Annotated in this window: 26 protein-coding genes; 19 read left to right on the forward strand and 7 right to left on the reverse strand. The window is 71.9% G+C overall.

Annotated elements, in window-relative coordinates:
• Positions 1–34: 34 nt before the first annotated feature.
• Entirely contained in the window at positions 35–2,287 is a 2,253-nt protein-coding gene (locus tag DEJ30_RS00625; protein ID WP_110858597.1) for an FAD-dependent oxidoreductase, read from the reverse strand.
• A gap of 108 nt (positions 2,288–2,395) precedes the next feature.
• Between DEJ30_RS00625 and DEJ30_RS00630 the strand changes: the two genes are divergently transcribed.
• The 3 genes from DEJ30_RS00630 to DEJ30_RS00640 all read left to right on the forward strand — a co-directional run bounded on the left by DEJ30_RS00630 (position 2,396) and on the right by DEJ30_RS00640 (position 6,150).
• A complete protein-coding gene (locus DEJ30_RS00630) occupies positions 2,396–3,748 on the forward strand; it encodes an MFS transporter (RefSeq protein ID WP_110858598.1) in 1,353 nt (450 codons plus the stop codon).
• A gap of 78 nt (positions 3,749–3,826) precedes the next feature.
• Positions 3,827–5,329 (forward strand): LCP family protein, encoded by a 1,503-nt coding sequence (locus DEJ30_RS00635; protein ID WP_110858599.1) that lies wholly within the window; start codon positions 3,827–3,829, stop codon positions 5,327–5,329.
• 38 nt (positions 5,330–5,367) lie between these two features.
• Positions 5,368–6,150: an endonuclease/exonuclease/phosphatase family protein gene (locus tag DEJ30_RS00640; protein ID WP_110858600.1), complete on the forward strand. Its 783-nt coding sequence runs from the start codon at positions 5,368–5,370 to the stop codon at positions 6,148–6,150.
• Positions 6,151–6,156: 6 nt separating this feature from the next.
• On the opposite strand, the gene DEJ30_RS00645 is transcribed toward DEJ30_RS00640, so the two are convergent.
• Positions 6,157–6,894 (reverse strand): hypothetical protein, encoded by a 738-nt coding sequence (locus DEJ30_RS00645; protein ID WP_110858601.1) that lies wholly within the window; start codon positions 6,892–6,894, stop codon positions 6,157–6,159.
• Between the two features lie 199 nt (positions 6,895–7,093).
• On the opposite strand from DEJ30_RS00645, the gene DEJ30_RS00650 reads away from it, so the two are divergent.
• On the forward strand, positions 7,094–8,020 hold the full coding sequence (locus DEJ30_RS00650) for an SDR family oxidoreductase (protein ID WP_110858602.1): 927 nt from the start codon (positions 7,094–7,096) through the stop codon (positions 8,018–8,020).
• A gap of 123 nt (positions 8,021–8,143) precedes the next feature.
• Here the strand turns inward: DEJ30_RS00650 and DEJ30_RS00655 are convergent, their stop codons facing one another.
• The gene (locus tag DEJ30_RS00655; RefSeq protein WP_027467174.1) at positions 8,144–8,461 is read right to left on the reverse strand and encodes a hypothetical protein; all 318 of its coding nucleotides are present in this window, start codon (positions 8,459–8,461) and stop codon (positions 8,144–8,146) included.
• 169 nt (positions 8,462–8,630) lie between these two features.
• Between DEJ30_RS00655 and DEJ30_RS00660 the strand changes: the two genes are divergently transcribed.
• Complete coding sequence (locus DEJ30_RS00660; RefSeq protein ID WP_027467173.1) at positions 8,631–9,314, forward strand: TetR/AcrR family transcriptional regulator; 684 nt, start codon at positions 8,631–8,633, stop codon at positions 9,312–9,314.
• A 91-nt stretch (positions 9,315–9,405) separates the two neighbouring features.
• Entirely contained in the window at positions 9,406–9,600 is a 195-nt protein-coding gene (locus tag DEJ30_RS00665; protein ID WP_027467172.1) for a DUF2795 domain-containing protein, read from the forward strand.
• A gap of 99 nt (positions 9,601–9,699) precedes the next feature.
• On the opposite strand, the gene DEJ30_RS00670 is transcribed toward DEJ30_RS00665, so the two are convergent.
• From DEJ30_RS00670 to DEJ30_RS00680, 3 genes are all read right to left on the reverse strand, one after another.
• Positions 9,700–11,217, reverse strand: coding sequence for a threonine/serine exporter ThrE family protein (locus tag DEJ30_RS00670; RefSeq protein WP_110858603.1), 1,518 nt, complete (start codon positions 11,215–11,217; stop codon positions 9,700–9,702).
• A 58-nt stretch (positions 11,218–11,275) separates the two neighbouring features.
• Positions 11,276–11,530, reverse strand: coding sequence for a hypothetical protein (locus DEJ30_RS00675; RefSeq protein ID WP_110858604.1), 255 nt, complete (start codon positions 11,528–11,530; stop codon positions 11,276–11,278).
• Positions 11,531–11,626: 96 nt separating this feature from the next.
• A complete protein-coding gene (locus DEJ30_RS00680; RefSeq protein WP_027467170.1) occupies positions 11,627–12,067 on the reverse strand; it encodes an OsmC family peroxiredoxin in 441 nt (146 codons plus the stop codon).
• Between the two features lie 253 nt (positions 12,068–12,320).
• Here DEJ30_RS00680 and DEJ30_RS00685 point away from each other — a divergent pair, with 253 nt between their 5' ends.
• Complete coding sequence (locus DEJ30_RS00685) at positions 12,321–13,364, forward strand: NAD(P)-dependent alcohol dehydrogenase (protein WP_071245854.1); 1,044 nt, start codon at positions 12,321–12,323, stop codon at positions 13,362–13,364.
• A gap of 106 nt (positions 13,365–13,470) precedes the next feature.
• On the opposite strand, the gene DEJ30_RS00690 is transcribed toward DEJ30_RS00685, so the two are convergent.
• Positions 13,471–15,351: a gamma-glutamyltransferase family protein gene (locus DEJ30_RS00690; protein ID WP_110858605.1), complete on the reverse strand. Its 1,881-nt coding sequence runs from the start codon at positions 15,349–15,351 to the stop codon at positions 13,471–13,473.
• A gap of 248 nt (positions 15,352–15,599) precedes the next feature.
• Between DEJ30_RS00690 and DEJ30_RS00695 the strand changes: the two genes are divergently transcribed.
• From DEJ30_RS00695 to DEJ30_RS00750, 12 genes are all read left to right on the forward strand, one after another.
• Positions 15,600–16,790, forward strand: coding sequence for a peptidoglycan DD-metalloendopeptidase family protein (locus DEJ30_RS00695; protein WP_110858606.1), 1,191 nt, complete (start codon positions 15,600–15,602; stop codon positions 16,788–16,790).
• A 71-nt stretch (positions 16,791–16,861) separates the two neighbouring features.
• Positions 16,862–17,320, forward strand: coding sequence for an RNA polymerase sigma factor (locus tag DEJ30_RS00700; protein WP_110858607.1), 459 nt, complete (start codon positions 16,862–16,864; stop codon positions 17,318–17,320).
• The gene (locus tag DEJ30_RS00705) at positions 17,317–18,153 is read left to right on the forward strand and encodes a hypothetical protein (protein WP_110858608.1); all 837 of its coding nucleotides are present in this window, start codon (positions 17,317–17,319) and stop codon (positions 18,151–18,153) included. Before DEJ30_RS00700 ends, DEJ30_RS00705 begins: the two co-directional genes overlap by 4 nt.
• Positions 18,154–18,349: 196 nt before the next feature.
• On the forward strand, positions 18,350–19,153 hold the full coding sequence (locus tag DEJ30_RS00710) for a sulfite exporter TauE/SafE family protein (RefSeq protein WP_110858609.1): 804 nt from the start codon (positions 18,350–18,352) through the stop codon (positions 19,151–19,153).
• Positions 19,150–19,785 (forward strand): DNA alkylation repair protein, encoded by a 636-nt coding sequence (locus tag DEJ30_RS17985; RefSeq protein ID WP_181419933.1) that lies wholly within the window; start codon positions 19,150–19,152, stop codon positions 19,783–19,785. The genes DEJ30_RS00710 and DEJ30_RS17985 overlap by 4 nt, the downstream gene beginning before the upstream one ends.
• A gap of 152 nt (positions 19,786–19,937) precedes the next feature.
• A complete protein-coding gene (locus DEJ30_RS00720) occupies positions 19,938–20,831 on the forward strand; it encodes an aminoglycoside phosphotransferase family protein (protein WP_110858610.1) in 894 nt (297 codons plus the stop codon).
• A gap of 145 nt (positions 20,832–20,976) precedes the next feature.
• The gene (locus DEJ30_RS00725) at positions 20,977–22,170 is read left to right on the forward strand and encodes a zinc-dependent alcohol dehydrogenase (RefSeq protein WP_110858611.1); all 1,194 of its coding nucleotides are present in this window, start codon (positions 20,977–20,979) and stop codon (positions 22,168–22,170) included.
• Entirely contained in the window at positions 22,170–23,219 is a 1,050-nt protein-coding gene (locus tag DEJ30_RS00730; RefSeq protein WP_110858612.1) for an NAD-dependent epimerase/dehydratase family protein, read from the forward strand. Before DEJ30_RS00725 ends, DEJ30_RS00730 begins: the two co-directional genes overlap by 1 nt.
• A 277-nt stretch (positions 23,220–23,496) precedes the next feature.
• Positions 23,497–23,853 carry an SHOCT domain-containing protein gene (locus DEJ30_RS00735; RefSeq protein WP_110858613.1) on the forward strand — a complete coding sequence of 119 codons (357 nt, stop codon included), beginning with the start codon at positions 23,497–23,499 and terminating at the stop codon, positions 23,851–23,853.
• On the forward strand, positions 23,850–24,104 hold the full coding sequence (locus DEJ30_RS00740) for a hypothetical protein (protein ID WP_110858614.1): 255 nt from the start codon (positions 23,850–23,852) through the stop codon (positions 24,102–24,104). The genes DEJ30_RS00735 and DEJ30_RS00740 overlap by 4 nt, the downstream gene beginning before the upstream one ends.
• The gene (locus DEJ30_RS00745) at positions 24,101–24,631 is read left to right on the forward strand and encodes a hypothetical protein (RefSeq protein WP_110858615.1); all 531 of its coding nucleotides are present in this window, start codon (positions 24,101–24,103) and stop codon (positions 24,629–24,631) included. The genes DEJ30_RS00740 and DEJ30_RS00745 overlap by 4 nt, the downstream gene beginning before the upstream one ends.
• Before the next feature lie 20 nt (positions 24,632–24,651).
• Positions 24,652–25,062, forward strand: a complete 411-nt coding sequence (locus DEJ30_RS00750) for a DUF6314 family protein (protein WP_110858616.1) — start codon at positions 24,652–24,654, stop codon at positions 25,060–25,062.
• Positions 25,063–25,078: the final 16 nt, after the last annotated feature.

A 25,078-nucleotide genomic window follows, 5' to 3' on the forward strand; every position in this document is an offset into this window, starting at 1 on the left:
ATCTCCCTTGATCGTTGTGGGTGCTGCAGGTGGGTCAGTAGACCTTCACGGCGCTCGCCGTGACGAACGGCGACCCGTTCGTGGCGGTCACGACGACGCGGAGCGAGTCGGTCCGCACCGGGGCGAGGTCGTGGACGCGATGCCGGTGCCGGTTGTCCGTGACGGTCTCGAGCTGCCGCCACGAGCCGTCGACGGACACCTCGATGCGGTAGTCACGGGCGAGCGTCGGGACGGCGTCCCAGTGGGTGCGGTGGTGGTGCAGGTTGATGAGGTCGGCGTCGACGTCGTCGTTCCACACGATCCGCACCTGGCGCACGTCGATCGGCTCCGTCCAGTCGAGTGTCAGGGCGGCTCGGCCGTCGCCGGCCTCGGACGACCACAGGTGCGGGCCGCCGAAGGGACGCTGGTACCCGTCGACCACCCTGGAGGCCCGCCACGCGTCCGATGCGCCGGCTGCGGTGAACGCGAAGGACCGTCCGCGCAGGGCGCGCGCTTCCCAGTCGGTCACGGGCTGGTCGGACTCCTCGGGGATGTGGTCGTCGAACTGCTCGTCGTCGGCCGTGCGGGCACGGAGGGCCAGCACCCCGTACGGGTGCCCGTCGGTCAGGACCAGACGGACGCCGGGGGCACGACGGACGACGACGACCGCGTTGCACGGCTCTCCGGGTCGGAACGCGAGGTCCACCACCGCCTCCCCGGATCCGGCAGCCACCGCAGCGGTGTGGGTGGCGACGTGCTCGATCGGGGCGTAGTTCTGCGGCTTGCCGGTCGTCCAGAGCTCGATCGTGAGCTCGGCCGCGGTGCCGTCGTCGTCGGCGACGGTCCGGAGCGCGAAGGAGCCGAGCGCCGGGTCGGCCGGCAGGACGATCGCGACGTCGCGATCGAGTGCGAAGGTGTCGGCGGTCGCCCACGGGGTGGTGTCGATCGAGGTGAGTTCACTGCTCGCGGTGATCGTCGCCCGGCGGGCCAGGTCGGCACCGTCGACGGCCCGGACCCCGATGAGCGGGGCGTCCTCGCGGAGCAGTGTCTGCTGGAGCATCTCGACGTGGTCGGCGCCGAGCGTGCGGGGCGTCGTGCCGTGCCGGGCGACGAGGTGTGCGGCGGTGCCGGCGGCCTGGCCCTGGGTGGCGCACGTGGCCATCACCCGCGTGGAGCCGAACGCCACGTGTGACGCGGAGATGTTCCGGCCGGCGAAGAGCAGGTTCGCGACGTCCGCGGAGTAGAGGGAACGGAAGGGGATGTCGTAGGTGCCGTCCGTGTACCGCTGCTGCGCGCCTGCGGTCTCGGCGTACACGCCCTCGACGGGGTGCAGGTCGATCGACCAGCCGCCGAACGCCACCGCGTCGGGGAAGGTCCGCTGCGACAGCAGGTCCTGCTGGGTGAGCGTGTGGTCGCCGATGAACCGGCGGTACTCCCGTTTGCCGGGGATCGCACCCACCCAGTCGAGCGTGAGGGTCTCGGCGTCGAAGGCGCCGGAGTTCTTGATGTGGTCCCAGATCCCGTAGACGACGCCCCAGAGCTCATCGCGGATCCGCTCGTTCTCGGCGACGGTGTCGAGCGCACCGCCCCACTCGATCCACCAGTAGTTGCAGCCGTTGTCCCCGGTCTTGATGGCCCGGTTGGCCAGGATCGGTGTCGTCGTCAGGTCGACGGCGATCGACGGTGGCACGAACTTCTCGGGCCGACCGGTGTCGTGCGTCGAGAAGAAGATCGAGCTGCCGAGCAGTTCGTCGTCGGGCTGTTCCGGCGCCCACGCCTCACCGTGTTCGGCGCGTCCCTCGCGGCCGGTCCGGAACGACGCCCCGGCGAGTGCGCCGACGAGGCCGTCGCCCGTGCAGTCCAGGAACACCGGCGCGGTGAAGGTCGTCTCGATCTCGGACCCCATCGTCCACCCCGTGACGGAGGTGATCCGGGTGGCGCCGTCGTCGTCGGCGGTCGTGACGATCCGGACGTCGGTGTTGAGGTGCAGGTGCACGTTCGGTTCGGCGCGCACGAGGTCGAGCACGACCTGGTCCCAGTAGATCGCGTTGCCCTGCGGGTTCCGGTACTGGTTCTCGAGGAAGAGCTCACCCATGATCCCGGTCTCGCGGGCGAACCGATGGGTTCCGTGCGCGGTCGCCCCGACCACCCACACCCGGATCTCGCTCGAGGAGTTCCCACCGAGGACGGGGCGGTTGGTGACGAGGGCGACGCTGGAGCCGAGGCGTGCGGCGGCGACCGCGGCGCACACGCCGGCGAGACCGCCTCCGACGACCACGACGTCGTGGTGCTGTTCACGGGACTGCATGGCGGTGACGGTATCACTCTCTGGCGCTTCCTTCCCACTGTGTGGCAAAGTGTGCCCAGCAAGTGCTATCGTCAACGAACTCTCGACAACGAAGTGTGAGGTCACCCCATGAGCGACGGAACCCGAACGCGCACGAGCGCGGACGCCGCCGGCCCCCCGGACGCCCAGGCAGCACTGGGCGACGACGCGCGCCGACAGGGCATGCGGAAGGTGATCGTCGCCGCGGGCGTCGGCCACTTCGTCGAGTGGTTCGACTTCGGCCTCTACGGCACCCTGGCCACGGTCATCTCGCTGTACTTCTTCAAGCAGGGCGACCCCCAGGTGGCGTTGCTCTCCGCGTTCGCCGTGTTCGGTGCCGGCTTCGTGATGCGCCCGCTCGGTGGTCTGTTCTGGGGCTCGCTCGGCGACCGGGTCGGCCGGAAGACCACGCTCGCGACGGTCATCCTCATCACGAGCGGAGCGACGGCCGTGATGGGCATCCTGCCGACCTACCAGAGCGTCGGCCTGCTCGCACCGATCCTGCTCGTGCTGGTCCGGCTCGTGCAGGGCTTCGCCGCCGGTGGCGAAGGTGCCGGCGCGACGACGCTCCTGGCCGAGTTCGCGCCCTCGAACCGACGGGGCTTCGTGACGAGCTTCATCGACGTCTTCGGGTTCGCGGCCTTCATCGTCGGTGGCGGGCTGGTGTTCCTGTTCACCGCGCTCGCGGGCGACGACGCGCTCGAGACGTGGGGGTGGCGCGTCCTGTTCCTCATCGCGGTCCCGCTCGGACTGGTCGGCCTGTACCTCCGGAGCCGGCTCGAGGACACCCCCGAGTTCCGGGCACTCAAGGCGAAGGGCGAGGTCGCGGCGAACCCGTTGCGTCGCTCGCTCCGCACCGGGTGGAAGGCCCTGCTGTTCTGCATCGGCTTCGTCGTCCTCAAGGCGGTCGGCCACTGGATCCTGCAGACCTTCATGCCGTCGTACCTGCAGGCCGACCTCGGGTACTCGCCGCTGGTGTCGTACGGGGTCGTCGTGATCGGCTTCCTCGTGATCGCGGGACTCGTGCCGTTCTTCGGTCTGCTGTCGGACCGGATCGGCCGGAAGCCCGTCATGCTCGCCGGCTGCACCGGCTTCCTGGTGCTGACCTACCCGACGCTGATGCTCATGGACGCCGGCAACTTCTGGGCGGCCGCGGGCGCGATGGTGCTGCTCGGCCTGTTCATGGCGGCGTTCGACGGTGCCGTCAGCGCGGCGATGGCCGAACTCTTCCCGACCGCGATCCGTTACGGGTCGATGGGCATCGCCTACAACATCAGCGTCGCGCTCTTCGGCGGCATCACGCCGTACTTCGCCACGTGGCTCATCAGTGCCACGGGCAACACGTTCGCGCCCGCCTTCTACGTCATGGCGGCTGCGGCGATCACGGGGATCACCGTGCTGCGGGCCCGTGAGACGAACAAGCAGGGCCTCGCCGTCCGGTGAGGGACGCGACAGCGGGCATGGGGTGACCTGCCAGGCGCATCCCATGTCCGTCGTGCGCGCGCCGGTTATGGTTTCCCGGTGAGCAACGAACCCGAGCAGACGACCGAGCCCGCGCGCCGCGGTGCCGCGACGCCGCGCCACGGGCGCCAGAAGCGACGCGCTGGCGTCGTGTTCCCGGCGGTGGCGGGGGTGCTCACCATGGCCCTCCTGCTGAGCGGCGGGTACGCGGCGTACGCGTACAACCAGCTGTCCGACGGCGTCACGATCGTCAACGCGATCACCGGCGACAAGGACGAGAAGAACGACGTCGACGGCAAGGCGCAGAACATCCTGCTCGTCGGCGACGACCACCGACCGGACAACGCCACCCCGGAGCAGCTCGCCGAGCTCAGCACCGAGGACGACGGCGGCGCGACGAACACCGACACGATGATCGTGCTGCACATCAACGCCGACGGCAGCCAGGCGACGATGATCTCGTTCCCCCGCGACTCGTACGTCGACATCCCGGACGTCGGCAAGGGCAAGCTCAACAGCGCGTTCTACTACGGCACGCTCAACGGCGGTGGGGACACCGGCGGTGCGAAGATGCTCATCAAGACCATCGAGAACCTGAGCGGGCTGCAGATCGACCACTACGTCCGGGTCTCGCTGCTCGGCTTCTACCAGGTCGTGAAGGAACTCGGGCCGGTGGAGGTGTGCCTCAACCAGGCCACCAACGACCCGTTCTCCGGGGTGAACCTGCCAGCGGGCAAGTCCTCGCTGGACGCGAAGGAGGCGCTGTCCTTCGTGCGACAGCGCCACGGCCTGCCGAATGGCGACCTGGACCGCAACATCCGTCAGCAGTACTTCCTGTCCCAGGAGGCACGGAAGGTCACCTCGGCGGGCACGCTGCTCAACCCGGTGAAGATGGGCAACATCCTCAAGGCCGTCGGGGGATCGATCCAGACCGACACCAACCTGATCGACCTCGCCTCGCAGATGCGGAACCTCCGGCCCGCGAACATCCAGTCGGCCACCATCCCGACCCTCGGGACCCCGACGATCTACGTCAACGGATCGGCGCTCTCCATCGTCGAGGTGGACACCGTCGGGCTGCCGGCCTTCGTGCAGGGCCTGGTCGGCGAGCCCGAGGCCTACACCGCCGCCGGTCCGGCGCAACCGGCGAACACGTCCGTCACCGTGCTGAACGGCAGTGGTGCGCAGGGTGCGGCCACCGCCGCGGGGCAGGTCCTGACGGCTCGCGGGTTCCAGGTCGCACCGGCCGGGTCCTCGTCCACCACGAAGGTCACGCAGGTGCAGTACCCGGCCGGCCAGGAGTCGCAGGCGAAGGCCGTCGCGGCCGTCGTGCCGGGCGCCGTCGCCGTCCGGACCAACGCGGTCACCGGCGTCACGCTGGTGCTCGGCACCGACGGCAAGACCGCGAAGCCGGTCGCGACCGAGCCGAGCGCCGCGCCCTCGACGCCGGCGGACAGCGGCTCGGGCTCGGGCTCGAAGCCGGCGGAGCAGCCCGCGAAGGAACCGTCGCCGAAGTCGACCGACGTGCACAACTACGGCACCGAGGGCACCTGCATCAACTGATGGGAACCGGCCAGGCGAGGCGTCGGTAGGTTCGTGGAGTGACCAGCGCCGCACGCCCGATCGTCCTGATGACCTACAACATCAAGAACCCGGACCCCGCGCACGACTGGCCGGCCCGCCTGCCGATCGTGCTCGAGGTGATCCGCCGGCACGACCCCGACCTGCTCTGCGTGCAGGAGGCGTTCGCGCACCAGATGGACGACCTGCGCGCCGGGCTGCCGGACCACGCCGACGTCGGGCAGGGGCGCGAGGGCGGCGACGCCGGGGAACACGCGGCCGTCTTCTACCGCCGCGACCGGTTCCGCCCGTCGGACGAGGGATCGTTCTGGCTGTCGGACACCCCGGACGAGCCGGTCTCGAACACCTGGGGCAGCCTGTACCCGCGGATCGCGAACCACGCCCGGTTCCTCGACACCGAGGGACCCGCGTTCACCCTGCTCACCACCCACCTCGACCACGAGCCCGGACCCCACGGTGACGAGGTCCGGGGTCGGAGCGCCGCCCTGATCGCGGAACGGCTCGCCGGGGAGACCGGTCCGGTCGTCTTCGCGGGCGACTGCAACGAGCCCGCGGGGAGCGGCACCGCGTCGAGGGTGTTCTCGGAGGCCGGGTTCGCCGATGCCTGGCTGACCGCGGGGGATCCGTCCGACCGGACCGCGACGTTCAACGACTGGCAGCCGCCGGTCGACTCCGGGGAACGGATCGACTGGGTGCTCACCCGCGGTGTCAGCGGCGTGGACCGCGTCGTGATCGACCACGACGGCCCGGAGACCTGGTTCGCCAGCGACCACTTCCCGGTGGTGGCGACCCTGCGCATCTGACCCGCGTCAGCAGCTCCGGCGTGCGTGGACGGGCATCGGGGAACCGAGCACCGTGACCGTCGTCTCGTTCGTCAGCGCGGACACCCCGTTCGTGCCGACGTCTGTGGCGTCCTGGGCATCGTCGTCCGTCGCGGGAGCCTCGTCCCAGCCCTCCTGCAGCAGGAGCTGCCAGGCGCGGGAGTCGTCGGAGCCGTAGGACACCCGGTGCGACCGGGGCGCGTCGGCGATCTGCTCGTCCAGGTCGTCGCCCACCTGGATGCCGTCAGGGCCGGTCAGCTCGATCCGGGCACCCGAGCGGCTCCGCACCGAGTCACGCAGGATCCGGACCTCGACGGCGTTGCCCGCTCGGGCGTCGGAGCGCAGGGCGGCCACGCGGATGGCGCCACCCCAGGTGTAGGTCGTGCCGGCGGGGAAGCACGCGCCACCGTCGCCCTCGGCCGTCTGTGTCCGCGACGGCGTGCCGAGCAAGCGGTCGAGCACGGTCACGGTGAGCCGGGAGTCGCGCATCGACGACTCGAGGACCGTCTTGCCGCCGTTCCGGAGCACGAGGGCCTCGGCGTCGAGCTCGATCGAGTCGACCCGTCGGAGCTTCGCGTCCGACACCCGGACCGGTGCGGCATCGTGGGATGTCTCCGCCGCCACGGCTGCGTCCGCGCCCACCCCTGGCGTGCCGTCGAACGCGAGCGCACCGGCCGAGAAGGCCAGCACGGCGGCGCCGAGCGCCAGCAGGGTCCGAGGAGTCACCGTTCGACGGTAGGGCCTCCACCGGGACAGAACGACAGGTGTTACCGAATCGGAGCCTGCCCGTCACCGGACCGTGACAAACGAGCATCACGCACCTGCCGGCCCTGGAGCGGTGCGGCAGGCGGGCGCAGGCCGCTCCGCGCGGCGGGGGACAGCCTCCTGGACGGCCCGCAGCGACCCCCTGCGTACCGTCGGCGGCATGACGGACCAGCAGAACGACCAGACCGGGCCTGACCAGTACGTGATGCAGGACCCCACGAAGATGTACGCCGACAAGAAGCCCGACGAGCAGTACCTCGAGGGTGCCGGCACCGACGCGGAGATGGCGCAGAACGTCCCCGCCGACCACGGTGAGGACACCTACCGCGGCTCGGGTCGTCTGACCGGCCGCAAGGCGCTCGTCACCGGTGGCGACTCCGGCATCGGTGCCGCCGTGGCCATCGCCTACGCCCGCGAGGGTGCGGACGTCGCGATCTCGTACCTGCCCGAGGAGCAGGAGGACGCCGACCGCATCGTCGGGCTCATCGAGGCCGCCGGGCGCAAGGCCGTCGCGCTGCCGGGTGACATCACCTCGCTCGAGGTCTGCGAGCAGCTCGTCGCCGACGCGGTCGAGCAGCTCGGTGGCCTCGACATCCTGGTGAACAACGCCGGCAAGCAGCAGAACGTCGACGACATCACCAAGATCTCCGACGAGGAGTTCGACGAGACCTTCAAGACGAACGCCTACGCGACGTTCCGCATCACGAAGGCCGCCGTGCCGCACCTGCAGCCCGGCTCCACGATCATCAACACGACGTCGATCCAGGCGTACGCCCCGTCGCCGCACCTGGTGCACTACGCGGCCACGAAGGCGACCGTGAACAACATGGCGAAGGGCCTGGCGGCGCAGCTCGCGCCGAAGGGGATCCGTGTCAACGCGGTCGCCCCGGGGCCGATCTGGACGCCGCTGCAGCCGGCCGGTGGCCAGCCGCCGGAGGCGCTGCCGAGCGCGGGCGAGCAGACCTACCTGGGCCGCTGGGGGCAGCCGGCCGAGCTCGCGCCGGCCTACGTGTTCCTGGCGAGCGGGGAGTCGTCGTACGTCGTGGGCGAGACGCTGCACGTCGACGGCGGGATGCCGACGCCGTAGCGACCGCGGCGGGAGTCCGGCGGGAGTCCGGCGGGAGTCCGGCGGAACCAGGTTCTGGACACAGCACCGTGCAGTGGCGCGGTGCGGTGTCCGGAACCTGGTTCTCTTCGTGCGGGCGCCGGCTCAGCAGCTGACGGAGCGAGCCATCCGCTCGAGGAGCTCGCGCGCGGACATCGCGGCGGCCAGCTCGACCTCGACGGGGTTGATGCCGATCGCCTGCTCGAACGCGCGACGGCGGGCCTGGTCGGCGATCGGCACCTCGGGGCGCTGGGGCAGCACGGCGATGGCTCGCGCCGCCGCCTCGAACGCACCGGCGGGACGTCCGAGCTGTTCCCACATGGCCCGGACGTCGTGCGCCACCTGATCGGGGTCGCCGCCGAACTCGAAGCCGGTCGAGGCCATGGTCGCGAGTCCCTGGGCAGTGGGGTCGTTCGGGGTCATGTCGGCATGGTCGCACGGACGGCCGCGAACGGGCTCGACGTCGTGGTCTGTCCCCCCTTGTGCCGACACCCGTACCGGGGATTCTGGTGTCCCCCGTTCTGCGTTTGGATGGAGGTGCCCCGGACCAGGGGTGACACGGACAGGACGTCCGGGGACGACGGAGGGCACGATGCTCGAACACACCAGCGCCGACACGCAGGCCGCGGCGGCCGCGGCGGCCACGCTGCACCTGCGGATCACGATCGTGGGTGCCACCGTCGACCTGCTCCGGGACGTCCCCTTCCACGAAGCCCGGCCCGTGCAGGTCGCCGAGCGGATGGGCATCAGCGTCGCCGAGCTGGAGCAGCACTTCCCGTCGTGGGACGGCCTGGTCCTCGCCGCGCTGGACCGCTGGAACGGCGCCCGGATGGACGAGGTCACGCACGAGGTCGGCGATGGCTCGACCGTGGACCTGCTCCGTGCCATCGTCGCCTCGAACGCCGAGGACCCGGCCCTGATGCGCCTGCTCGTCGCCCTGCTGTCCGTCGCGGGCAACCCGGCGCACCCGATGGCGACCTACCTGCGGTCGCGGTACCAGCTCTTCTTCGCGCAGATCAAGCGCGGCCTGGAGCACGACGTCGCGATCGGCCGTGCCCCGCACACGATGGACCCCCGCCGCGGCGCCGAGCAGCTCATCGCCCTGTACGAGGGGCTGCAGCTGCAGGCCCTGCTGCGCGCCGAGCTCGACCTGGTGGCGGCGTTCGACCGCGCGGTCGCCCGGCTCGAGCGTGGCTGGATGGAGCGGTACGAGCCGCAGGCCGCCCGCCGTCTGGCGATGTGGGACGACGACGACTCGGGCAGCTGGGAGATCTGACCGGCGGTTCGTCCGCGGAGCGCGTTCCTTGCGCCGTCGTGCAGCGCCCCGCGGGTACTCCGGGAGTCGCAACCTGACGGAAGGAACCGACATGGCAGCACCGAACCCCATCCAGGTCCAGAAGTACCTGAGCGGCATCGACTACCCGGCGTCCAAGGACGACGTGGTCTCGACGGCCGAGCAGGAGGGCGCCCCCGACGACGTCCTCGAGGCGCTCCGCGCGATCCCGGACGGCGAGTACGACGCCCCGACCGCGGTGTCGAGCGCGGTGTCCGACGCCGGCTGAGCGCGGCACACCCACTCGGTGAGCAGGAGCGGTCGGGTGCGTGCGCCGCACCCGACCTCTTCTGCTCACGAAGCGCAGCTCACGAAGCGCAAGCCCTGCTCACGAAGCGCCGCCGGAGCGCGATCCGCGCGGCACCGAGCCGTCGCCGGGGTCGTACCCGGTGTCACGGATGACCCGCAGCGCCGTGGTGTCGTTGTGGACCGAGTGCACGACGACCCGACGCGTCCGGCGGAGCGCTCGACGGGCACCCGGTGTCGCGAAGAGCCCGCCGAGCACCAGGCCCGCACCGATCCCCAGTGCCACGGACACCGCCGCCACGAAGTCGAGCGCGGCGCTCGACGACCCGGACATGAAGTTCAGCAGGGCGTTCGAGACGGCGACACCGGGCAGCAGTGCCCCGCAGAAGGCCGGCACCGCGATCGCCGCGACGGCCGTGCGCATCCGGACGGCCGCGTAGGTCGAGAGCACCCCGAGCAGCACCGCCGCCAGGAACGTCGCCCCGAGGAGCGGCAGCCCGGCCTGCCGCAGCGCCCACAGTGACGCACCGGCGGCGACGGAGAACACCACGGCGACCGGGATCACCCGGGCGCTGGCCTGCTGCACGAAGCAGTTGGCGCCGGCCGACACCACGGTCAGTGACAGCGACGCCCAGAGCGGCAGGGTCTGCGTCACGATGCCGGACGGGTCGACCTCGATCTGCAGCCAGTGCGTCATCGCGATCCCGGCCGGCACCCCGACCACGATCGCCGCGATGACCAGCCCGATGTGGAACGCCCGGGCCACGGCCATCGCCCGGAACCCCGAGATGGCGTCCTGTGCCCAGGTCACCAGGGACGGGTGCGGCAGCAGGAGCACCACGAGCGCCGCGACCATCGTGGCCGCACCGTTCGCGTTCAGCACCCCGGCCCAGATGGCCAGCGTGCCGATCGCCGACGCCACCGCGCCCTGCGCCCCGGACACGAAGAACTGCGGGTAGCCCCGGTCGGTGAGCCAGCGCCCGGAGACGATGATCCCGAGCATCAGCACGAACGCCCCGAGGCCGGCCCGCCAGCCGCCTCCGGCCTGCACGGCGATCGAGATGCCGAGGATCGACAGGCCGACGTCGGACAGCCACATCGGCCAGCGCGGTGGGAGTCGCAGCACGGCGACCAGGGCGTTCACCGCCGAGGTCATGTCGCGGTCGTCGTGGATCAGGTCGTCGACGATCTGGTTCGCGCGGGCGAGTTTGTCGAGGTCGGAGCCGTCCGACCGCACGGTGCGGACCTTGACGAGCGGCGGGACGTCGGCCGGGGCGTACTGGATCGTCACCGAGCTGCCGGAGAAGTCGAGGTCGAGCGGCGCGAGGTTCCACTTCGTCGAGACCGCGACGACGGCCGTCTCGACGCTACGGGTGTCGGCACCGGAGGCGAGCATGACCTCGGCCAGGTCGAGGCAGAAGTCGACGATCTGGGTCGCCGTGTACTGGTCGCGCCTCTTGGCGTCGGGCTCGACGTGCTCGTAGATCGTCCCGCGCAGGCGGGCTCGTGCGTCGCGCAGGTCGTGCTGCGCGAGACTGCGGCGGCGTGGCCGGGGCGGGCGGCCCGGCTTGTGCGCGCCCGGGGGGTGCTGCTCGGCCATCACGCCATGGTGTCAGTCGACGGCGGCCGAGTCCGGGCGTCCCCTGGACGCGTCCGGATCAGCTCCGGCGGCGCGTGCTCAGACGACCGAGGGCGAAGGCCGCGACGACCGCGCCCACCAGCACGAGGACCGGTCCGGCGGTCAGCTGCCAGGGGCGGACGCCCGCGACGAACGCGTAGTCGGACAGGGGCGCGTACGCGAACCAGCCGGACGACGACGGCGGAGCCGTCAGCGCGAACACGATCCCGACGACGACGGCCAGCAGGCCGAGCCAGAGGGCGACGAGGGTCGGGGTGGCGAGGAATCGGGGCACGGCACCCAGCGTAGGTGGGCGACGGACTGGAGGCCCGTGGCGACCCCGCCACGGGCCTCCAGTCCGTCAGGTGGTGACGGTTCCTGCGTTCCGCGCCTACTGCTCGAAGGTCGCGTGCAGCGTGATCTCGACCCCGGTCAGCGCCTTGCTGACGGGGCAGGTCGCCTTGGCGTCCTCGGCGGCCTTGAGGAAGGCCGCCTCGTCGATGCCGGAGACCTCGCCGCTGACGGTCAGGACGATGCCGGTGAGACGGAAGCCGCCGGCCGGGTCCGGACCGAGCGAGACGTCGGCCTTGACGTCGAGGGCCTCGACCGTGCCGCCGGCCTCGCCGAGGACCGCGGAGAACTGCATGGCGTAGCAGGCCGAGTGGGCGGCGGCGATGAGCTCCTCGGGGCTCGTGGTGCCGCCGGCGTCCTCGGCGGTGCGCTTCGGGAACGAGACGTCGTACGTGCCGACCTTCGAGCTCGAGAGTTCGACCTGGCCGGAACCGTCCTCGAGGCCGCCGTTCCAGGCGGTGCGTGCGGTGCGAGTGGGCATGCCCGCTCCTTTCGTGTGGGGGAGCGGCCCCGAACGGGACCGCTGTTCCCGAGTCAATCGGAGAACGACCGTTCTCGCAACGGGCTCACGGGGAAGACGCAGGGTTCGGCCGGACGCGAGCCGAGCGACATGCGTTGCGCAAAACAACAGGTGTACGATAGCGGAACCGGATCGTTCGATCCGCCGCGACGCCGCACCCCTCCTGACGCCCGACGGATCCCCGTAGACCCGTCGTCCACAACAAGGAGAACCCATGCGCGCCGTCGTGTTCGAGCAGTACCAGACCTTCCCGTCCCTGACCGAGGTCCCGAAGCCCGCACCCGGGCCGGGTGAGGTCCTGCTCAAGGTCGCCGGCGCCGGTGCCTGCCACTCCGACGTCGCCGTGTACCGCGAGTTCCAGCAGGGGCAGCCGGGAGCCCAGGCCCCCGCGTTCGTGCTCGGCCACGAGAACTCCGGCTGGGTCGAGGCCGTCGGCGACGGGGTCACCGGCTTCGCCGAGGGTGATGCCTACCTGGTGTACGGGCCGGTCGGCTGCGGGCACTGCTCGTACTGCTCGAAGGGGCAGGACACCTACTGCGAGAACGCCGCGACGAACCCGTACATGGGCATCGGCCTCGGCCGTGACGGCGGCATGGCGGAGTACGTCAGCGTCCCGGCGCGGAACCTCGTGCCGCTCGGTGACGCCGACCCGATCGCCGCCGCACCGCTCAGCGACGCCGCGCTCACGCCGTACCACGCGATCAAGAACTCCCTGCCGAACCTGGCCGGGGGCGGTCGCTTCGCGCTCGTCGTCGGGCTCGGTGGCCTCGGGCAGATCGCCGTGCAGATCCTGACGGCGCTCACCGGTGCCACGGTCATCGCGACCGACATGAAGCAGGACGCGATGGACCGCGCTGCCGCCCGCGGCGCGATCACCGTCCCCGGCGGCCCGGACCAGGCCGAGCGCATCCGCGAGATCACCGGCGGACGCGGCGTCGACGCGGCCTTCGACTTCGTCGGTGCCACCCCCACGATCAAGGTCGCGCAGGCATCGATGGCGGTCGGCGGGCGGTTCACCGTCGTCGGGATCGCCGGTGGCACCACCGAGTGGAACTTCTTCGCGACGCCGTACGAGTCGACCATCACGAACACCTACTGGGGCACGATCGAGGACCTGCACGAGGTCGTCGCGATGTACCGCGCCGGGCAGATCGTCCCCGACGTCGAGCGGTACGCGCTGTCCGACGCACTGGAGGCGTACCGGAAGCTCGAGGCCGGGGAGCTCTCGGGTCGCGCGGTGGTCGTCCCGACGCTCTGAGGCGCGGGAGTACCTGGTCGAATCGGGCGTACCTGGTCGGGAGTTCTGACCAGGTACGCCCGATTCCACTTTGTAGCGCGGGCGTTCTGGGAAGGAACGCGCGCGGTCAGCGTCCCGCGGCGTAACCCTGCGCGCCCCGCGGGTTCGCGGCGGCACCGAGGATCCCGGTGTCCGGGTCGCGGGTGACGCACGACAGTCGGCCCAGGCTCCAGTCACCGCCGCGGGTCACGACGTGTCCGCGGGCCGCGAGTGCCGCGATGACCTCGTCTCCCAGGCGGTCCTCGACGACCAGGCCCGCGGGCTCCCACGTGCGCGGCCAGAACGACCCCGGGAACGACGTGGTGTGCAGCGCGGGTGCGTCGATGGCCTGCTGCGGCGAGTACCCGCCCACGATCCAGCGCAGCAGGAACAGCAGCTGCCACTGGTCCTGCTGGTCACCACCGGGGGAACCGAGCGCGGCGACCGGCTGACCGTCGCGGAGCACCAGGGTCGGGGTCAGCGTGGTGCGGGGGCGCTCGCCGGGGCGCAGGGTCGAGGCCGTGCCCGGTTCGAGCCACGTCATCTGCAGGCGGGTGCCGAGACAGAACCCGAGCTCGGGGATCGTCGGCGACGACTGCAGCCATCCGCCGGAAGGGGTCGCGCTGACGATGTTGCCCCAGCGGTCCACGACGTCGATGTGGCACGTGTCGCCGCGGGTCTCGCCGTCGGCGGTCACGAACGGCTCACCGCGGTCCTCGAGCGGAGCGGCCGGCGGGACCTCGGTGTCGGCTTCGGTGTCGCGGGCGACCTGCACGGTCGGTTCGCCCACCCCGACCGAACCGGCGGAGTCGTACGAGGTCCGGACCGGCGGCAGCGTGTGCTCGACCCCGGCGATCGTGCCGGGTCGGAGCTCCGCCGAGGCCCGCTCGCCGATCAGCGCACGGCGCTCGTCGGCGTAGGCGTCGGAGAGCAGGACGTCCATCGGGACCTCGCCGTCGCCGTAGAACGCCTCACGGTCGGCGAGGGCGAGCTTCTGCGCCTCGACGATCGTGTGCGCACCGAGCTCGGTCGACGGGTCGAGCAGGGCGTCGTCGAGCGGTTCCAGCAGCCGCAGGGTCTGGAGCAGCGCCGGCCCCTGGCCCCACGGCCCGGTCTTGGCGATCGTGCAACCGCGGAACTCGGCGGTCGTCGCGGGTTCGTACGTCGCGCGGAACGCCGCCAGGTCGGACGCCCGGATGACACCGGCGTGGTCGGTGCCCGAGGCGTGCCGGTGCGGTTCGCGGACGAACCGGTCGATCGCCTCGGCGACGAACCCCTCCGCCCACTCGGACCGGGCCGCATCGATGCGGCCGGTCCGGCTGCCGGCACCGGCACCGGCCTCGACCAGCCGGTCGAGCACCGCAGCGAGTGCCTCGTTGCGCACCAGGTCCCCCGGGACCGGCACCGTGCCTCCCGGCAGCCACTGGGTGGCGGAGGTGGGCCAGTGCTGCTCGAACAGCTCGCGCACGGCGGTGATCGTCCGGATCACCGCGGGTGCGACCGGGTGGCCGTCGCGGGCGTACCCGACCGCGGGGGCGAGGACGTCGGCCAGTTCCCAGGTGCCGTGGTCTCGGAGCAGGAGCAGCCAGGCGTCCACCGCGCCGGGGACGGTGGCGGCCAGCGCGCCGGAGCCGGGGACCAGGTCGAGGCCCTCGGCGCGGTAGTGCTCCGGGGTCGCGCCCTCGGGCGCGGGGCCCTGACCGACCAGCACCGTCGGCACGGGGTTCGCGGCCGTCGCGAAGACCGCTGTCAGGTCACCGCCGGGGCCGTTCAGGTGGGGCTCCACGACCTGCAGGACGAAGGCCCCGGCAACGGCCGCGTCGAAGGCGTTGCCGCCGCGCTCGAGCACCGACTGGGCGGTCGCCGTCGCGATCCAGTGCGTCGAGGCCGCCATCCCGAACGTCCCCTGCAGGTCCGGACGGGTGGTCTGCGCTGCGGGCGGGACGAAGGCGGGGTTGAGCGTCGGCATGACACCATCTTGCGCGCTCCGGGCGTCCCGGCACCGGATGACAGCTGCCGCAGCCTGCCGCCCTCCTGCTCGTGCCCCGTCGCGTACCCCCGGAACTGGGGTTGCCCCACCGCGTCAAGGGGGTTGTTTCTCCCCCCGGAAAAGGTGACCATCGTTCGGCGGCGCGTAACCGACGTGCCGCCGAACGGTCGCGCAGGGGCGCGTCCGCCACCCGGACCGCCTCCCTGCGGTCCCAGCTCAGGGAACTCATGCGCCGCACTTCGTCGTCTTCGGCTCGCCTCCGCCCAGTCCGCGCTCGGGTCGTCGCAGCGCTCGTCGCGCTCGCCGCCGTCGCGACGGGGCTCGTGAGCACCGCCACCCCGGCCGCCGCCGCCCCGATCGTCTACACGGGCACCGTCGCCGCGGGCAAGACGCTCTGGCCGGGCGACTCGGTGACCTCGAACAACGGGCAGTTCCAGCTCGTCATGCAGGGCGACGGCAACCTCGTCGAGTACGGCATCGGTCGCAAGGTGCTCTGGGCGTCGAACACGTCCGGCAAGTCCGGGGCCTTCGCGCAGATCCGGGCGAACGGCACGCTCGCCATCGTGCACAACAACGTGCGGATCGCGCTGTGGGGCGGCGCCGGGCACGTCGGCCGGAACTTCGGGGTCCGGCCGGACGGCACGATGCGCATGATCAACACCGCCAACAAGAGCGTCGTCGAGTTCCCCACGTACCAGGACAGCGTCGCCGCGGGGAACCTCATCCTGCCGGGGACGGTCCTGCGGTCCGACTCCACGAACGCCCGGACCCTCACCATGCGCGCCGACGGCGTGCTCGCGCAGGTCGTCAACGGCAAGCAGGTCTGGGCGACGAAGACCGCCGGGAACGTCGGGGCCTACGCCTCGGTGCAGGCCGACGGCAACTTCGCCGTCTACTCGGCCGCGAACAAGTGGCTCTGGTCGAGCGCCACGAGCCGTGCCGGCGGCGGACGGCTCCTCGTGCAGGTCGACGGCAACGTCGTGCTCTACGGCAAGTCCGACACCCGGGCGTGGTCGACCCGGCCCGTGACCGGGCTGCTGTGGCCGGTCGCCAGCACCAAGATCTCCGGCCGGTACGGTGACGACCGTGGCGTCGGACACGTCCCGCGCTACCACCAGGGCACCGACTCGTCCGTGGGGATCGGTACGCCCGTGTACGCCTCGGGTACCGGGACGGTCACCACCACCGTCGCGAACCACGCGTCCTACGGCAACTACGTCGTCGTCACGTACGGCAACACCACCGTCCTCACCGCGCACCTCAGCAAGATCGGAGTGAAGAAGGGGCAGATCGTGTCGAAGGGCAACGAGGTGGGCAAGTCCGGCAACACCGGGCAGTCCACCGGGCCCCACGTGCACGTCGAGGTGCGCCAGGCCGGCTCGCTCATCGACCCGCTCTCGGTGTTGCACTTCCGGTGATGCGGCCGAACCGGGCGCTTCGGCTGTCAGGATGGCCGATCTCGCGACACTCCTGAAGTGAAGGGAGTGTTGTGACGATCGACGACTCACGCCTCGTGCGCCAGATGGTCGCCGGGGACCGTACCGCACTGGCGACCGCGTTCGACCGGTTCGCCCCGGTGCTGACGCGCTACGCGTGGGCGGTCTCCGCGACGCCGACCGACGTCGAACGCGTCGTGCAGGAGTCGTTCCTGTCGCTCTGGCAGCACGCCGACGGCCTGTACCTGCCCACCGGTCTGCTACTGCCGTGGCTCCTGGCCGTCTGCCGGTCACACGCCCGGACGAGTGGTGCCGTCGACAGCGGCGGCGCTTCGCCGTTGCGCTGGGTCGAGGACGACCTGCTCGCCCTGCCCGAGACCGACCGACGACTCGTCGAGCTCTGTCTCGTCGAGGGGCGGACGTGGTCGGAAGCCGCACAGCACCTCGGACTCCGCCCGCAAGGACCCACGCCACGGCGTGGGTCCCGAGCGACGAAGGAGGTGCAGCGATGAACTCCGAGCCCCCGATCGGAGACGACCTGCAGCGCATGCTCGTCTCGATGAAGCAGAACGTGCTCGAGCGGGCCGAACCGCGGAAGCGCCGTGGACGTCGCACCGGCATCGTCATCACCGTCATCGCCCTGCTCGCCGTGGGTACGGCGGGTGGTGGCGTCGCGCTCGGGCTCATCCCGACGTCGTCCACCGAGCCCGAGCCCACGCCGAGCGCCACCAGCCAGCCGAGCCAGACCGTCACGCCGTCGTCGGCGCCGGTCGTCGGTGAACCGACGCCCACGCCCACGCCCACGCCGACCGCCCCGCCGTACTCGGCGACGGACTGGTCGACGTGGACGATCTCTGTGGATGCCGTCGGGCCGGCGACGCTCGGCAGCCCCGCCGGGTCCGACGACGCCGCACTGCGGGCGGCGTTCTCGCCTGCGCCGCCCCTGATCGACGACACGGGGACCGTGATCTACCCGTTCGGTTGCCCGAACACGAACTCCCGGATCTGGGACGGACCCGGCGGCGAGCGCGTCGTCGAGGTCGTCGCCGGCGGCACGGTCGGTACGGTCGTCATCCAGCAGGGGCAAGATGCCGCACCAGGACAGCAGGTCGGCCCGAAGACGCTCGAGGGGGTCGGTCTGGGCAGCACCCTCGCCGAGGTCAGGAGCGCCTACCCGGACCTGGTCCAGACACGGACGGACGCGGCGGGTGGTACCCGTGACACGTTCTGGGCAGCTCGGTCCGGCGAGCGGTACATCGTCTTCCAGTTCGGCGAGGGGAGCGACCGCGTGGTGACCGTCTTCGTGGCCGGCACGAGCGAGCCGGTGGCCGACTACTGCTCCTGACGCCACGCCGGAGCACCGTGTCCGTCCGCACGCCGAGACCATCCGCGAGGCCACGCAGCGCTTCGCGAGCTGACGTTCGCTTCGTGAGCAGGAATGGTCGGATCGCCCTCGGGAAGCCGACCGTTCCTGCACTCCGAGCGCGGGCGACCCCGCACCGTGCGAGGGAGCGGCGTCGAGCGCGTCTAGCCTTGCGGTGATGAGGAAACGCGGCGGAACGGTGCTCGTGTTGGTGGCGATCGGGGTCCTGGCTGGGGTCCTGTCCGGGCTGTTCGGCGTCGGCGGCGGGGTCGTCGTGGTGCCGGCGCTCATGGCCTTCGCGCAGATGGACCAGCGTCGGGCCTCGGCCACCTCGCTCGTGGCGATCGCCCCCGCGGCCGTCGTCGGTGCGGTCACCTACGCCGTGCAGGGCGAGGTGCACTGGCTCGCGGCCCTGACCCTGGCGGTCGGCAGCGTCATCGGCGCGCCGATCGGTGCCCGGCTGCTCCGTGCCCTGCCGCTCCGCGTGCTGCCGTGGATCTTCGTCGGGTTCATCGCCGTCGTGCTCGTCTCGCTGTTCACCACGGTGCCGACCCGCGGCGGCGAGGTGCACTTCGGGGTCGTCGAGGCGATCGTCCTGCTGTTGCTCGGGCTGTTGTCGGGGGTGCTGTCCGGGCTCGTCGGCGTCGGTGGCGGGGTCGTCATCGTGCCGGGACTCGAGGTCGTGCTCGGCGCCGGCGACCTGCTGGCGAAGGGCACGTCGCTCCTCACGATGGTGCCGACGTCGGTGTCCGGGACGGTCGCGAACCTGCGGCGTCGCGCGGCCGACCTGCGGGTCGGGCTGACGGTCGGCATCACCGCCGCCGTCTGCTCGCCGGGTGGTGCCCTGCTGGCGCGCCTGGTCGACCCGCAGGCCGGCACCTGGCTGTTCGCGGCGTTCCTGGTGGTCGTCGCGGTCATCGTGCTCAGCCGCGGGCGTCGGAGGGCACCACAGAACGACGCGAGCGACGGGGAGGTCGCGTGACGGGCCTGCCGGCAGGGCGCGACGCGGAAGCCGTGCTGGCGGCGTTCGCCCGCACCACCGGCGACGTCGCCGCGGCCCGACGGGTCGCCCGACAGTTCCACGACCTCGACGAGGGGGAGCGTTCGGCGCTGCTCTGGAGCGAGGACGACGGCGCGAAGCTCGTCGCCGTCCTGCTGCTCGTGCAGGCGATGCGGGCGCACCCGGATCCGGAGCTCACCGACGAGTACCTGTCCGCGGCGAAGGCCGAGCGGTTCGAGGACCCGGTGCTCGTCGACCTGGCCGCCGAGGAACTCGTCGGCGCCCCGTTGGTGGGCGCTTCGACCGGCCCGCTGTTCGCGCTCGCGAAGTCCGACGTCGCGATGGTCCGCCGCATCGCGGTCGTGGCGACCCTGGCGTTCGTGAAGCAGGGCGACGCCGAGCTGCCACTCGGGATCGCCGGGCGCCTGGTGCGGGAGCGCAGCGAGACGGTGCAGTCGGCACTCGGGCTGGTCCTGCGCGAGACGGGGAAGCGAGCGTCCGAGGCGGCGCTCGTGGCGTTCCTCGAGCAGAGCGGCCGGTTCCTCAGCCCGGCCGCCCGCCGGACGGCCACCGAGCACCTGCCGCCGGGGGAGCGCGACCGGCTGCGGGGCTGACGGCGCTCGCGGTCGCGCGGGACGCGTTGCTCGCCCTGGCAGAACCCGCCTGAGGCGACGGCCGGGAGGCCCGGTGCGGGTCCGCCCCGCCGGAGGCCGCCGTCGTGTACCGGCCCCACCGCCGTGTCGGGTCCGACGCCTATGCTGCGGGCATGCACACCGAGGTGCCCCGGATCGACGCCGGACTCGTCGAACGACTCGTCGCGGAGCAGTTCCCCGACTGGGCCGACCTGCCCGTGCGCGAGGTCGACCACCAGGGCTGGGACAACCGCACCTACCGGCTCGGAGACGCCCTGTCGGTGCGACTTCCGAGCGCGGCCGGCTACGTGCCCGCGGTCGAGAAGGAGCAGGACGTCCTGCCGTACCTCGCCCGGCGGCTCGACGTCGCCGTGCCGGAACCCGTGGCGCTCGGGGAACCGGGCCAGGGGTACCCGTTCCCGTGGTCGGTGCGGCGGTGGCTCGACGGGGTGCCGGCCGTGCAGGTCGACGACCTCGACCACGAGCGCTTCGCGGCCGAGGTCGGTGCCGTGCTCCGGCAGCTCCGGAGCGTCCCGGCGACGGGCGGCCCCACCGCCGGTGCGCACTCGTTCCACCGCGGGGAGCACCCGTCCGTGTACGACGCCGAGGTGCGGGCGGCGCTCGACACGCTCGGCAGCGGCAGGGCCGGCCGCTCCGTCGTCGACCGCGGCGCGTGCGAAGCGGTCTGGGCCGAGGCCCTCGCCAGCCGGTGGGACGCGCCGGCCGTCTGGTTCCACGGTGACGTCGCCCCGGGCAACCTGCTGGTCGACGACACCGGGCGGCTGTGCGCGGTGATCGACTTCGGCACGTGCGGCGTGGGGGACCCGGCGTGCGACCTCGTGCTCGCGTGGACGATGCTGGACGGCCCGGCGCGACGGGTGTTCCGGCAGTCGGTCGACCTGGACGACGACACGTGGGCGCGCGCACGGGGATGGGCGCTGTGGAAGGCACTCATCATGCTCGCGGGCAGTGCCGGACCTGGTGACCGCGACGAGCACGAGCGGGTCCTCGCAGCCGTCCTCGGCTGACGTCGAGCGCACCGCCGCCCGCCCGCGCCGACGTGCGCGAGGGGGACGCGGGGCTGGGAGCGTCCACGGGGCGGGCGCGTACCGAGGAGGGGAACGCGAGTCGTGCCTCCAGGCCGGCTCGAAGCGACCACGAGAGGAACGCGACGTGCGCGCACTGACCTGGCAGGGCACCGAGAAGGTGTCCGTCGAGACCGTCCCCGACCCGACCATCCAGGAGCCGACCGACGCGATCGTGCGGATCACCTCCACGGCGATCTGCGGGTCCGACCTGCACCTGTACCGCGTGCTCGGCCCGTACATCGACCGCGGCGACGTCCTCGGCCACGAGCCGATGGGCATCGTGGAAGAGGTCGGGTCCGGCGTCACGAACCTGAAGGTCGGTGACCGCGTCGTCATCCCCTTCAACATCTCCTGCGGCCACTGCTGGATGTGCCAGCACGGCCTGCAGTCGCAGTGCGAGACCACCCAGGTCACCGAGTACGGCACCGGTGCGTCGCTGTTCGGCTACACGAAGATGTACGGCCAGGTCCCCGGTGGCCAGGCCGAGTACCTGCGTGTGCCGCACGCCGACTACGGCCCCATCGTCGTGCCGGACGACGGCACCCCCGACGACCGCTGGCTGTTCCTGAGCGACATCCTGCCGACCGCGTGGCAGGCCGTGCAGTACGCCCAGGTCCCCGAGGGCGGCACGCTCGCCGTGCTCGGCCTCGGCCCGGTCGGCCAGTTCGCCGCCCGCATCGGCAAGCACCTCGGCTACCGCGTGCTCGCCGTCGACCCCGAGCAGGTCCGCCGTGACCTGGGGGCGAAGCACGGCGCCGAGGTGTTCGACCTGACGAAGGACCTGGTGCCCGAGCTCGTCGACCTGACCGACGGCCGCGGCCCGGACGGGGTCGTCGACGCCGTCGGCATGGAGGCCCACGGCAACCCGATGGCGGGCTTCGCACAGCGCGCCGCCGGCCTGCTGCCCGACAAGCTCGCGCAGAAGGCGATCGAGACCGCCGGCGTCGACCGGCTGGCCGCCGTGCACGCGGCGATCGACCTGGTCCGCCGCGGTGGCACCGTCTCGCTGAGCGGTGTCTACGGCGGCATGGCCGACCCGATGCCGATGATGACGCTGTTCGACAAGCAGATCACCATCCGCGAGGGCCAGTGCAACGTGAAGCGCTGGATCGACGACATCATGCCGCTCGTCTCCGACCCGTCGGACCCGCTCGGCACGCTCGACCTGACCACCCACCGCGTCTCGCTCGAGGAGGCCCCGCACATGTACGAGGTCTTCCAGAAGAAGCAGGACGACTGCGTCAAGGTCGTGCTCGACCCCGCGATGGCCGCGGCCTGATGCGGATCGTCGTCGTCGGCGCGACCGGCAACGTCGGGACGGCGGTGCTCCGTCGGCTCGCAGCCGTGCGCGCCGACGGCGACGGTGACGCCGCTGGCGTCCGGATCGTCGGCGTCGCCCGGCGGCTGCCGGACCTGCGCGCCGAGCCGTACGCCGCTGCCGTCTGGCACGCCGTCGACGTCGGGGCCGCGGACGCCGTGGACCAGCTCACGGCCGTGTTCCAGGGCGCCGATGCCGTCGTCCACCTGGCGTGGGCCCTCCAACCGACGCACGACATCCCGGCGCAGCACCGCACGAACGTGACCGGGACGGCGAACGTCCTGGCAGCCGTCGCGCGCGCCGAGGTGCCCCAGGTCGTCGTGGCGTCCTCGGTCGGCGCGTACCGCGGGGTGGACGTCGACGGCAAGCACACCCCCGTGGACGAGAGCTGGCCCGCCGACGGGATCCCGACGGCGACGTACTCGATCCACAAGGCAGCCAACGAAGCGGCGATGGACGCGTTCGAGGCCGACCACCCCTCCGTGACCCTCACGCGGCTGCGTCCGGGGCTGATCTTCCAGCGGGACGCCGCCGCCGAGATCCGGGGGCTGTTCCTCGGACACCTCGTGCCCATGTCGATCGTGCGGTGGATCCGCTGGCTCGTGCTGCCGCTGCCGTACCCGTTCGTGTTCCAGGCCGTGCACGCCGACGACGTCGCCGACGCCTACTGGCGCGCGGTCGACCGACGGGCAGCGGGGGCGTTCAACATCGCGGCCTCGCCCGTGCTCAACCCGCCGAGACTGGCCCGGGCCTTCGGCATGCTCGGTGCCGTGCGGATCCCGCTGCGGTTGCTGCGCGGGATCGTGACGGTGACGTGGCGGCTGCGGTTGCAGCCGACGGACGCCGGGTGGATCGACATCGCCGCCGGCGTGCCGATCATGCGGACCGACCGTGCCCGGTCGGTGCTCGGATGGGAGGCCCGACACACCTCCGAAGAAGCGTTGCGTGCACTCGTGGCCGGGTACGCGGACGGTGCGAACGTTCCGGGGTCGGGGCCGCTCCGCGGTTGAGCGGGCTCGGGCTGGCCGGGGGCGGGGGGCGCTGCCTGGTCGTCCCGGGTGTACCGGGTGCTTTCGGGCGTACCGGGTGGTTCCGGGCGTACAGGGTGCTTTCGGGCGTACCGGGTGGTTTCGGGCGTACCGGGTGGTTCCGGGCGTAGCGGGTCGGAAGTTCTGACCAGGTACGCCCGGTTCCACATTCCATTGCGGGCGTTCTGGGAAGGAACGCCCGCTCGTGTTCCCCGTCTCGCGCTACGCTTCGCTCGTCGTTGTGAGAAGGGGGAGTGCGATGGTGCTCAATTGGTCCGCGTTCAGTGAGCTCGAGGGGCCGGGGGAGTCGGGGATGCCCGACCTGTTCGACGGCTGGTTCGGCATCGCGTTCGGGGTCGTCGCGGCGCTGACGATCCTCACGACCCTGTCGATCGTCATCCTGACGCTCTACCGGGGCAAGCGGATGGCCGACCGTGGTCAGAACCCCCTCACCATGCAGGAGGACATCGCGTACCAGGCGATGCAGAGCCGTACGTTCGCACCGGACAAGCCGCTCGAACAGCGCCTCGCCGAACTCGACGACCTGCACGCGCGCGGCGTGATCTCCGACGAGGAGCACCGCAGCGCCCGAGCCGAGGCCCTGCGCGGACGATGATCACCTCCGAAGAAGTGCACAACCCCCTGATCCCGCCGGTCTACGACCTCGTCTGGACCCTGCTGATGGCGCTCGTCGTCGTCGCGGTCATCGCCGCCGTGTGCATCGCGGTGGTCCGCAGTCGGCGCCCCCACGGTGCCCGGCGGACCTCGCCGGAGCAGCGGCTCCTCGAACTCGACGAGCTGCACGCCCGCGGTGTCATCACCGACGACGAGCGCAGAGCCGCGCGGGCCGAGGCCCTGCGCGGTTGAGCATCCCCGACTTCGACGTCGAGCCCGCTGTCGGACCGCGCTTCTGGCCGCGGGTCCTGGGCGTCGTCTCTGCGGTGACCGGGGTACTCGCCGTCATCGGGTGGCCGCTGCCCATCGTCTCCGGGCGCACGGAGCGGGCGCACGCGTGGGAGCGAACCGTGCAGGGTGTCCAGGACTGGCTCGCGTTCGACGGTTGGCGCCTGTCCGGCTCGTCCTGGGTCTACGGGGCGGCGTCGATCGCGGCGTTGACGGGAGCGATCACCCTGTTGCGACCCCAGTGGAGCAGCGCGCGGAAGTTCGTCGTCGTGGTGGCGCCGACGGGCACCCTGCTGGTGGTCGGACCGGCGGTGCAGTGGGCAGCCGGTCTGCCGTGGTCCAACTACGGCCAGGGTTCGACCGGCGGCATCGCGCTCGGCATCCTCGCAGCGTCGGTCGGCGGTGCCGCCGTCGTGGGGCTCCGGGCCCTGATCCCCAGGAGTGTCCAGCACGAGGACGACGTGAACCCGCCACCCCGCGGGGTTCGCTGACCCGGACGTAGAGTGGGCGGGTGCTGCTGCCGACGGACCTGCTCGGGGTGTGGGACCTCGACCGCACCGTGCACGACCACCGTGCCGGGGCCGCGGGGACCGTCACCGGGACCACCACCTTGACTCTGGTCGGCGACGACGAGGTTCGCTGGGACGAGTCCGGCGTGATGACCTTCGACGGCCGGTCCACCCCGGTGTCCCGGACTCTCCTCCTCCGGCGCGGTCCCGACGGTGGCTGGACCATGCACTTCTCCGACGGTCGGGTCTTCCACGACTGGGTCTGGGGCACGAGCGTCGCCCACGCCTGCGCTCCGGACGACTACACGGGTGCCTTCGACGGCGACGAAGACCGCTGGACGGTGCGGTGGGAAGCGCGGGGCCCCGCGAAGGACTACCGGCTGGACAGCGTCCTCACCCGACCCCGGCGGTGACCCCCGGGGTCGGCGG

The organism is Curtobacterium sp. MCPF17_003, from assembly GCF_003224385.1.
Classification (GTDB): Bacteria; Actinomycetota; Actinomycetes; order Actinomycetales; family Microbacteriaceae; genus Curtobacterium; species Curtobacterium flaccumfaciens.